We start from the raw sequence: 8,622 nt of genomic DNA, 5'->3' as shown, positions 1-8,622 counted from the left end.
CTTCTCAGGGCGCCACGGACCAGGCTCAGCCCTGGTTGAACAGGCCGAGCTGGCTGATCTTGCTGAAGGCCAGTTGCGAGGCCTGCAACATGGTCTGCTGCAGGGTCAGGCGGGTCATCACCTCGGCCGGATCGGAATCGGCGATCGCCGAGCGAGTGGTGACGTTGGCCGCCGCCAGGTTGGTGTTGATCTCGATCTGGGTATCCAGGGCCGAGCCACGGCCACCTACCGAACTGATGCCGATCGTCAGCTGGTCGGTACCACTGGCCAGGTTGGCCATGCCCGAAGCCAGGTCGGCCAGTTGCTTCTGGGTCGCTACGGTATTGCCGTCGGTCGGAGTGCTCAGGGCGCTTTTCAACTGGCTCACGGTATCCAGGATGTTCTGGGTCTCGTGGGTGTTGACCGCGACGCTGAACTGGTCGTTGGCCGCCGGGGTACCGCTCAGGTTGAAGCTCACACCTGCAGCAGTGGCCACGTTGCCCACCAGGGTGCCGGAAGATACCGGCTTGCTGTCGGCGGTCAACGGAGCGGCATACAGATCGAAATTGGTGGCACTGGTGAACTTCAGCACTGCCGAGCCACTGGGGAAGGTCGAGTTGTAGTCCGCCTGGTTGGTTACGCTAGCGCTGGATACCTGGGCGGTGCTGGGGTTGCCCGGGCTGCGCGCGACGTTGAAGGTATCCGGCTTGGAGCCCAGGCTGAAGGAGTATTGCGGCAACACCGTAGCGGCATTGTCACCGGCCTTGAGATTGACGTTCAGGCTCAAGTCGACACCACGGAAGCTCACGGTCTGGTTTGACGTATTACCGATCACACCACCTTGGCTGGCCTCGGAAGTCACGTCGTTGCCAGCGGCGTCGGTGATCTTCAGCTGGGTGCCACTGACGAACGACACGCTGTAGGGCTCACCCTTGCGGAAATCGGTGTTGTACTTGCCGGCGTTGGACATCTGCCCGTTGGACATGAACACCTTGCCGTTGTCTGGAGCCGGCGCGGTCTGGGTGGTGACCTGGGTACGACTGGTATTAGGCGCCTTCTGGAACACGTCCCAGCCGGTGCTGTTGGCGGCCATCAGCATGGTGTCGCCCACTGGCAGCATCAGGCTGCTCTGGTCGCCGTTGTAGCTGTAGGTACCGTCGGAGTTGCGGCTGAACGGCGGCACGTCATCCTTGGAACCACCGAAGATGTACTTGCCGTTTTCATCCTGGGTATTCATCAGGCTGAGCAATTGTTCTTCGATCTGCCCCAGCTCCGAAGCATTGGCCTGGCGGTCCTTGTCGGTGTAACCGGCGTTGCCGGCACCGGCGGCCAATTCCTTGGCACGAGTCAGGACATTGTTGATGCTGGTCATCACCGATTCGGTCTGGCCCAGGGAGGCCTTGATCGAAGTGGTATTGGTCTTGTACTGGTCGAGCAGCGAGGCCTGCTGGCCGAGCTGCAACAAGCGCGCCGCGCCTACCGGATCATCGGCCGCGGTATTGATCCGCACCAGGCTGCTGGCCTCTTCACTGCTCTTGATCGCATTGGAGAAGTTGCGCTGGTAGTTGGCAGCCGAAGTCTCGAAGAACTGAGAAGTGGAAATACGCATGGGCTACGGCTCCTTAAAGGCTGCTGATCAGCGTGCTGAAGATGGTTTGCGCGGCCTTGATGATCTGCGAAGACGCGGTGTAGTACTGCTGGTACTTGACCAGGTTGCCGGTCTCGTCGTCCAGGTTGACCCCCGACAGGGAATCGCGCGCGCCCTTGGCGTTAGCCAGGATCGCGCCATTGGCGGCTGCGTCGAGCTTGGTCTGGCTGGCCTTGGCGCCGACGTTCTCGATCAGCTTGCCATAGGCATCCACCAAGGTGATGCCCTTGCTCGCCGAACCGGTGTCGACGGTCTGCTTGCTCTGCAAACCAGCCAACGCCAGGCCGTTGCGGTTGTCCGAAGAGCCGGCGCCGTTGACCGAGATGTTCATGCTGTCGCCGGAGTTCGGCACGCCTGCCACATCCATCTTCACCGCGAAGGTTTTCTGCACCCCGGCGCCATCGAGGATCGGCGCGCCGCTGGCATCGACCATCTTGATGTTCAGGTTGAGGGTGTTGGTCTGCCCGGGAACGATGGTACCGCTGCCCATCTTCGTGCCCTTGGCATCGAAGTAGTCGTAGGTCTGGCTGCCGCCGGCAGGTGCATTGAACACTACCTTCACCGGGCCGGAGTTCTTCAGCGCGGTCTGCATTTCCAGCTTGGCAGCCGCGTCGTAATTGTCGATCGGCGTTACCAGCGATGGCTGCGAGCCGATGCTCAGAGAACTCTTGACCCCGGCGGCGATCTCGGCCTTGAGCGGCGCGGCGATCGCCAGGCGCTTGGCGTCGGTCATCTCGGTCTGGATCGCGCTCGCGCCATTGCGGGTCGGGGTGATCTTGAAACTATCGCCCACGGCAGCGCTGCCATTGAGCTTCAACGCGAAGCCATCGATGACCGGCGGCGGGTTGGTGGTGGTGCTGAAGGAGCCCAGGTCGGTGCCGTCGGAACGCTTGACGCTGTAGTCGGTCGGGCTGCTGAAGGTCACCGTGTAGTCACTGGTGGTCAGCTTGCCGGAATCCTTGATGGTGACATCGAAGTTGCCCGAAGCCGTATTGTTGCCGCCGCTGGCGATGCTGCGCTGGCTGGTCAGGCGAGCACTGTTGATGTCGTTGAACAGGTTGCCGCCAAACTCACCGTTCTTGTCGATGCCCTGGGCCATCTGGCTGTTCATCTGGTCGGCGACCACCAGGGCCACGCGCCCCAGTTCGTTCATCGCCGGGTCCAGCACCTCGCTGCGATAACGCAGCAGGCCGCCAATCTCGCCACCGGTGGTGAGATTGGTGATGTCCACGCTGCTACTGCCGCGGTTGATCTGCAACATGGAGCGGGTCGGGTCGTCCTTGCCCTGCACCACTTCCAGGGAATTGGCGCTGTTGCCCATCACCAGCGGCTGGCCGCTGCCCAGGTACAGGTCGACGCTGGAGCCACGCTCGGATACGTCGACCTTGATGAACTGCGAAAGCTGGCGCACGGTTTCGTTACGGGCGTCGAGCAGGTCGTTGGGCATGCCCTTGCCGTCGTTCGACAGCTCGGAGATCTTCTGGTTGAGCTGGGCCACGGTGGTGGCCAGCTTGTTCACCTGGTCGGCCATGGTCGACAGGTTGCCGTTGATGGTCTTGTTCTGCTCGTTGAGCTGGTTGGAAACCGAATTGAAGCGATTGCTCAGGGCCTGGGCATCGCTGAGCAGCAACTGCCGGGAGGCTTCATCGGTAGGCTTGGCGTTGAGGTTCTGCACCGAGGCGAAGAACTTGGTCAGGGCGCCAGTCATGCCGGTACCGGCCTCGGAGAGCAGCTTGTCGATCGGCGTGATCTGCTGCTGGTAGGCCGCCACGTCGCTGTTGCGGGAGGTCGCACTGCGCAACTGGGCATCCAGGAAGCTGTTGTACACCCGGCGCACATCGGCCAGGGTGGCCCCGGTGCCGATGAAGACGGTGCCGAACTGACTGGAGGCTTTGGTGCCCTGTACGGTCTGCTGCCGCGAATACCCGGCGGTATCGGCGTTGGCGATGTTGTTACCCGTGGTCATCAAAGACGATTGGCTGGTAGCCAGCCCGGACATCCCGATATTGAGCAAACTCATGATTCAGACCTTATAAATTCGTGGGAGCGCCTGCCGCAGCGTAGTTCTGGTAACTCTTCATCTGCTTGGCTATCTGCGAAATCTTGCTTGCGTAATCCGGGTCGGTTGCATACCCGGCTTTTTGCAACTCGCGAACAAACTGTTCTGGTTTATCGGCGACCTTCAGCACTTCTTGATAGCGATTATTGCTCTGCAGCAAAGTCACCAGATCGTGGAAGCTGTCCTGGTAGGAATCGTAGGAACGGAACGCCGCCGTTTCCTTGACCATCTGGCCGTTACGGAACTCGCTGGTGATCGCCCGCGCCTGGCCGCCCTGCCAACTGCTGCCGGCCTTGATGCCGAACAGGTTATGGCTGCTGCGGCCATCCTGCTGGCGCATGACCGACTTGCCCCAGCCGGTTTCCAGGGCCGCCTGGGCCACCAGGTAGCGTGGGTCCACACCAATACGCTTGGCCGCCTGCTCCGCCATGGGCAGCATGGTGGCCACGAATTCGTCGGACGAGCCGAAGGCGCGCTTGGCCGGCGCCAGTGGCGGCTGGGCCATGGCCCGGCCATAGACACGCATCTTGCCCTGGGCCGCGGCGTACCCCTGGTTGACCCGCCACTCACCACGCAGCACTGCATCGGCAGCCGCGCTATTGCGGGTAGGCGCGGCGTTCTGTGCGGTGACTTCCACACCTCCCGCCGAAGGCACGATGCCGGCCAGCAAGCGATCGGTGAGCTTGCTCGGCAGCGACAAGCGCCGCTGATTGAGCAAGGCCATGTCGTTGTGGGCCAGGCTGGTACGCACCGGATCGGCAGTACGCGAGGCCCACAACGGCCGCTGGCCATTGAGCCGGCTCAAAGGACCATCCTGGGCCGCGGTACCGGCCGCGATCGGCGTCGGCGTCGCGACTGGCGCAGCTACCGGCGGCGCCGAGGTCAGCCCGGTAGGCGCCGCCCTTGGCTTGTTCTGCATCATCTGGCGCACCAGCACGTTGGCCAGGCCGATACCACCACCCTCGCGGGACAGGGACACCGCCAGTTGCTGGTCGTACATGTCCTGGTACTGCTTGGTGGTCGGGGTATTGAGCGGGTTGTCCTGGGCCAGCACGTCGGTGGCCTTGCGCATGGACTTGAGCATTTCGTTGAGGAACAGCGACTCGAACTCCTGCGCCACCTTGCGCACGTTGGCTTCGCTGTTGGTGTCGCCGACCTTCAGCTGTTGCAGGCGATTGAGGTCCGAATAGGCCCCGGAATCCCCGCTGGCGACCAGACCGCTCTTATGTATATCCATGGCCACCCCTCAAATCACGATCAGGTCGGCCTGCAAGGCGCCGGCCTGTTTCAGGGCTTCGAGAATCGCCATCAGGTCGCCTGGCGCCGCTCCCACCTGGTTCACCGCCCGCACGATTTCGTCGAGGGTGGTGCCCGGGCCGAACTTGAACATCGGCTTGGCTTCCTGCTGGGCATTGACCCGCGAGCGAGGCACCACGGCGGTCTGTCCATTGGACAGGGGGCCGGGCTGGCTGACGATCGGATCCTCGGTGATGGTCACCGTCAGGCTGCCGTGGGTCACCGCCGCCGGCGAGACCTTGACGTTCTGGCCGATCACGATGGTGCCGGTGCGGGAGTTGATGATGACCTTGGCCACTGCCTGGCCCGGATCGATCTCCAGGTTCTCCAGGATCGACAGGTAGTCCACCCGCTGGCTCGGGTCCAGCGGCGCGGTGACGCGGATCGAACCGCCATCGATGGCCTGGGCCACGCCCGGGCCGAGCATGTCGTTGATCTTGTCGACGATGCGCTTGGCCGTAGTGAAGTCCGAACGATTGAGGTTCAGGGTCAGGCTGTTGCCCTGGTTGAAGCCACTGGGCACCGCGCGCTCCACCGAGGCCCCGCCCGGGATTCGCCCCGCCGACGGAACGTTGACGGTGATCTTCGAACCATCCCGGCCCTCGGCGTCGAAACCACCTACCACCAGGTTGCCCTGGGCGATGGCGTAGACGTTGCCGTCGATACCCTTGAGGGGGGTCAACAGCAAGGTGCCGCCACGCAGGCTCTTGGAGTTGCCGATGGACGAAACCGTGACATCCACCTGCTGGCCCGGCTTGGCGAACGCCGGCAGGTCGGCGCTGATCGATACCGCGGCGACGTTCTTGAGCTGTACGTTGCCCGACCCAGGCGGAACCTTGATGCCGAACTGCGACAGCATGTTGTTGAAGGTCTGCAGGGTGAAGGGCGTCTGGGTGGTCTGGTCACCCGTGCCGTTGAGCCCCACCACCAGGCCATAGCCGATCAGCTGGTTGGAACGCACGCCGGAAATACTGGCGATGTCCTTGAGCCGCTCGGCCTGGACGCCGAGGGACACGGACAGCAACAAGGCGGCCGCCATCAGGTGCTTGAAATTCAACATAGTGCGCCTAGAAAGGGAACAGCGGGCTGAGGAAGAAACGATCGAACCAGCCAGGCTGGTTGGCGTCGGCGAACGACCCGGTACCCGAATAGGTGATGCGCGCATCCGCCACCCGGGTCGAGGATACGGTGTTGTCCGTAGCGATATCGTCCGCACGAATCAGGCCGGCGATACGCACCAGCTCGTCACCGGTATTGAGGGTCATCCACTTCTCGCCACGCACGGCGAGGATACCGTTGGGCAATACGTCGGCTACGGTGACGGTGATCGAACCGGTCAGGCTGTTGCTTTGCGCCGCCTTGCTATCGCCCTTGGTGGAGCGATCACCCTTGTAGCCGGCATTCAAGCTCAGGTCGCCATCGCCGAACGGGTTGTTGGTGTTGGGCACAGCACCGAACAGCGACGTCAGGCCGATGCTGTTGCTGCTGTTCTTGCTCGACGCCGAGTTGGCGCCTTTGCTGGCCGCGGTCCGCTCGTTCAGGGTGATGGTGATGATGTCGCCGACCCGGAACGCCTTGCGATCGGTATACAGGCTCTGCTCGAACCCGGCCTGGTAGATCGAGCCGTTGTTGGAAGCCGAAGGCAGCGGCGTGCGCGGCAACACTGGCGCGTAGTAAGGGTCATTGGGCTTGGGTGGCGGGGCGACACAGCCCGCGAACACGGCACTCCCACTCAGCGCTAACACACAGATAAACCGATTCATGACCCTTCCTCACGATGTTACCGGCACGTCATCGACTCATGACGGCCTCAAGACTTGATTACAGCTTCTGCGTTACGAACGACAGCATCTGGTCGGCGGTGGAGATCACCTTGGAGTTCATCTCGTAGGCCCGCTGGGTGGTAATCATGTTGACCATCTCTTCCACGGTACTGACGTTGGACGCTTCCAGGGTGTTCTGCAGCGTGGTGCCAAAACCGTTCAGGCCCGGGGTACCGACCTGCGGCGCACCACTGGCGGCGGTCTCCAGGAACAGGTTGTTGCCCAGCGCTTGCAGGCCGGCCGGGTTGATGAAGTCGGCGGTCTGCAGGTTGCCGATCACCTGGGACGCCGGGTTGCCGGCCACGGTGATGGAGACGGTGCCGTCGTTGCCCACGGTGAAGGTCTGCGCGTTGTCGGGCACGACGATTGCCGGCTCCAGGGCGAAACCATTGGCGGTGACGACCTGGCCATTGGAGTCGAGGTGGAAGGTGCCGTCGCGGGTATAGGAGGTGGTGCCATCGGGCTGCAGGATCTGGAAGAAGCCACGACCGTTGATCGCCAGGTCCAGCGGCTGCTGGGTGGTCTGCAAGCTGCCGGCACTGAAGTTCTTCTGGGTGCCGACGATGCGCACGCCAGTACCGACCTGCAGGCCGGAAGGCAGTTCGCTGTCCTGGGTCGACTGGGCACCCGGCTGGCGCTTGATCTGGTACAGCAGGTCCTGGAACTCGGCACGGTCACGCTTGAAACCCGTGGTCGAGACGTTCGCCAGGTTGTTGGAAATAACACTCAGGTTGGTGTCCTGGGCGGACAGACCGGTTTTGGCAACCCATAGAGCCGGAAGCATTCGATTCTCCTCACGCGCCTGTTTTACGGCGCTAGGTACTGGTAATTAGCTGATCTGCAAGACCCGAGCCATGGCCTGGTCGTCTTCTTTGGCGCTGTTCATCATCTTGACGTGCAGCTCGAACTGCCGGGACAGGGCCAGCACCGCGGTCATTTCTTCCACGGCATTGACGTTGCTCGACTCGAGGAACCCCGAGACCAGCTGCACATTGGCATCGACCGGAGCAGGCTGGCCGTCCTTGGTCTTGATCGAACCATCCAGGCCCTTGACCATATTGCGGGTATCGGGATTGACCAGCTTGATGCGGTCGACCTCGGCCAGCACCCGCGGACCTTCGCCCATGGCACGAATGGTGATGGTGCCGTCCTGGCCGACTTCGATCTTCTGCTCGGGCGGCACGGCGATGGGACCTCCATTGCCCATTACCGGCATACCGTTGCCGGCCCGCAGCACGCCCAGGGCATCGACGTTCAAGCTGCCGGTGCGCACATAGCTTTCGCTGCCATCGGGGCTTTGCACGGCGATCCAACCCTTGCCGCTGACGGCCACATCCAGGTCACGCCCGGTCTCGACCATCGAGCCCGGCGTGAAGTCCGTAGCAGGACGTTCGCTCATGGCGAAGGCCCGTGCCGGAAAACTGTCACCGAATACCGGCATCGCGCGCGCCTGCTCCAGGTCACGCTGAAAACCGTTGGTGGAGATGTTCGCCAAATTGTTGGCATGGGCCTTTTGCGCCAGCGCGTTCTGGCTGGCGCCGGTCATCGCCACATAAAGGTACTTGTCCACTGTCGTTCCTCATCTGCCGGACGTTTGCCGCCCGCCGCTGTACTGGGCATGGCCCAAGCAATTTCTGCACCAACTTTTGTTTCTAGCGGCGCACTCCATGCTGGCCGGGACTCTGGCGCAAATCGGGTGGTCATGGAAGGAAACCCCAGAGACGAAAAAACGGCGGACTTATGCCGCTACCGGCAAGTCCGGGTCGTACCTCGGACAATTCCATGGCCGCGGGATTTTGAGAACGGATCTTGCTAGA

The 8,622-nt window shown here is 62.4% G+C and carries 7 protein-coding genes; all 7 read right to left on the bottom strand.

Translation table 11 applies throughout. From position 1 onward, the window contains the following. Positions 1 to 25: 25 nt before the first annotated feature. The 7 genes from AC3WK8_RS11080 to AC3WK8_RS11050 are packed head-to-tail and all read right to left on the bottom strand — an operon-like array spanning position 26 to position 8,375. The gene (locus tag AC3WK8_RS11080) at positions 26 to 1,588 is read right to left on the bottom strand and encodes a flagellar hook-associated protein 3 (protein ID WP_103324854.1); all 1,563 of its coding nucleotides are present in this window, start codon (positions 1,586 to 1,588) and stop codon (positions 26 to 28) included. A 13-nt stretch (positions 1,589 to 1,601) separates the two neighbouring features. Then, positions 1,602 to 3,647 carry a flagellar hook-associated protein FlgK gene (gene flgK / locus AC3WK8_RS11075; RefSeq protein WP_085595915.1) on the bottom strand — a complete coding sequence of 682 codons (2,046 nt, stop codon included), beginning with the start codon at positions 3,645 to 3,647 and terminating at the stop codon, positions 1,602 to 1,604. 10 nt (positions 3,648 to 3,657) lie between these two features. Then, positions 3,658 to 4,923 carry a flagellar assembly peptidoglycan hydrolase FlgJ gene (flgJ, locus tag AC3WK8_RS11070; RefSeq protein WP_103324855.1) on the bottom strand — a complete coding sequence of 422 codons (1,266 nt, stop codon included), beginning with the start codon at positions 4,921 to 4,923 and terminating at the stop codon, positions 3,658 to 3,660. 9 nt (positions 4,924 to 4,932) lie between these two features. Beyond that, positions 4,933 to 6,042, bottom strand: a complete 1,110-nt coding sequence (locus AC3WK8_RS11065) for a flagellar basal body P-ring protein FlgI (protein ID WP_022643013.1) — start codon at positions 6,040 to 6,042, stop codon at positions 4,933 to 4,935. Between the two features lie 7 nt (positions 6,043 to 6,049). After that, complete coding sequence (flgH, locus tag AC3WK8_RS11060) at positions 6,050 to 6,745, bottom strand: flagellar basal body L-ring protein FlgH (RefSeq protein WP_031321146.1); 696 nt, start codon at positions 6,743 to 6,745, stop codon at positions 6,050 to 6,052. Positions 6,746 to 6,803: 58 nt separating this feature from the next. Next, positions 6,804 to 7,589 (bottom strand): flagellar basal-body rod protein FlgG, encoded by a 786-nt coding sequence (flgG, locus tag AC3WK8_RS11055; protein WP_022643011.1) that lies wholly within the window; start codon positions 7,587 to 7,589, stop codon positions 6,804 to 6,806. Between the two features lie 45 nt (positions 7,590 to 7,634). After that, a complete protein-coding gene (locus tag AC3WK8_RS11050; RefSeq protein ID WP_053135127.1) occupies positions 7,635 to 8,375 on the bottom strand; it encodes a flagellar basal body rod protein FlgF in 741 nt (246 codons plus the stop codon). Positions 8,376 to 8,622: the final 247 nt, after the last annotated feature.

The sequence above is a fragment of the Pseudomonas sp. FW507-12TSA genome (assembly GCF_058781435.1).
This window is presented reverse-complemented; position numbering and strand designations above follow the sequence as displayed.

What these genes read in the sequence shown, in the direction of transcription:
- AC3WK8_RS11080 (WP_103324854.1), bottom strand. Translation starts at nt 1,588, where the DNA reads ATGCGTATTTCCACTTCTCAGTTCTTCGAGACTTCGGCTGCCAACTAC.
- flgK (WP_085595915.1), bottom strand. Translation starts at nt 3,647, where the DNA reads ATGAGTTTGCTCAATATCGGGATGTCCGGGCTGGCTACCAGCCAATCG.
- flgJ (WP_103324855.1), bottom strand. Translation starts at nt 4,923, where the DNA reads ATGGATATACATAAGAGCGGTCTGGTCGCCAGCGGGGATTCCGGGGCC.
- AC3WK8_RS11065 (WP_022643013.1), bottom strand. Translation starts at nt 6,042, where the DNA reads ATGTTGAATTTCAAGCACCTGATGGCGGCCGCCTTGTTGCTGTCCGTG.
- flgH (WP_031321146.1), bottom strand. Translation starts at nt 6,745, where the DNA reads ATGAATCGGTTTATCTGTGTGTTAGCGCTGAGTGGGAGTGCCGTGTTC.
- flgG (WP_022643011.1), bottom strand. Translation starts at nt 7,589, where the DNA reads ATGCTTCCGGCTCTATGGGTTGCCAAAACCGGTCTGTCCGCCCAGGAC.